This window comes from Lactobacillus sp. B4026 (assembly GCF_026535825.1).
Taxonomy (GTDB): Bacteria; Bacillota; Bacilli; order Lactobacillales; family Lactobacillaceae; genus Lactobacillus; species Lactobacillus panisapium.
In genome coordinates this window covers 1-836 of record NZ_JAFNPD010000025.1, presented here as the reverse complement: position 1 = coordinate 836, position 836 = coordinate 1, and the positions used below count along the sequence as shown (strand labels likewise).

At 34.2% G+C, this 836-nt stretch carries 1 protein-coding gene; it reads left to right on the top strand.

What is annotated here, in order from left to right:
* Positions 1 to 803 (top strand): IS3 family transposase (locus J3U69_RS10395; RefSeq protein WP_267414013.1); only part of this gene is annotated, 803 nt, incomplete at its 5' end.
* Positions 804 to 836: the final 33 nt, after the last annotated feature.

The window sequence follows — 836 nt, the reverse complement described above, 5'->3', positions numbered from 1 at the left end:
TCGAGTACCATCCTCATCCAAAAAAGAAGCTGATCAGTGATAAAGCACTTGTTTCAATTATCAAAATGATAAAGAAGCATCATGCCAGTTATGGATACTGGCCTGTAACTGATACTCTGAGGATGACTTATCACCTAATGGTTAATCATAAACGTGTTCAACGCTTAATGCGTGAGAACAATTTAGGAGCTAATAAATATAATCTGAGAGCCGGTAAATATGATTCTTCAAAGGGTCCACAAAATAAGAAAGCTAAGAATCGGTTCCATCAAAAGTTTAAGACTGATAGACCATATCAAAAGGTCGTAACTGATATTAGTGAATTTAGATATGGGAACATGACTATCCGTGATCGTGTATATTTATCGCCATTTAAGGACTTATTCAGCGGTGAAATTATCAGTTATACGATCACCGATCGTCCATTAACAAGATATGTTCTAGAAGGATTAGAGGGAGTGTTTACTGCAAGACCAAAGCTATTAAATTATCGAATGACAATCCATAGTGATCAAGGAATTCAATATCAATCTAATCCATATCGACATGCTTTACGAAAACATAAAGTATTTCAAAGCATGTCACGAAGAGCTACATGTCATGATAATGCAGCTATGGAAAGTTTCTTTCACATTATGAAAGTTGAAATGAATTATTTTACACATCACTTTGATACTAAGAAACAATTGGTTAAGACGATGAAAGAATGGATAAGTTATTACAATGAAGATAGAATTCGGCACAAACTAAAAGGCTTAACTCCGATTCAATATCGGAATCAAGCCTTAAGTAAAATGATATAAAACTAACGTCCAGTTTTAGGGGTTAGCTTCAAT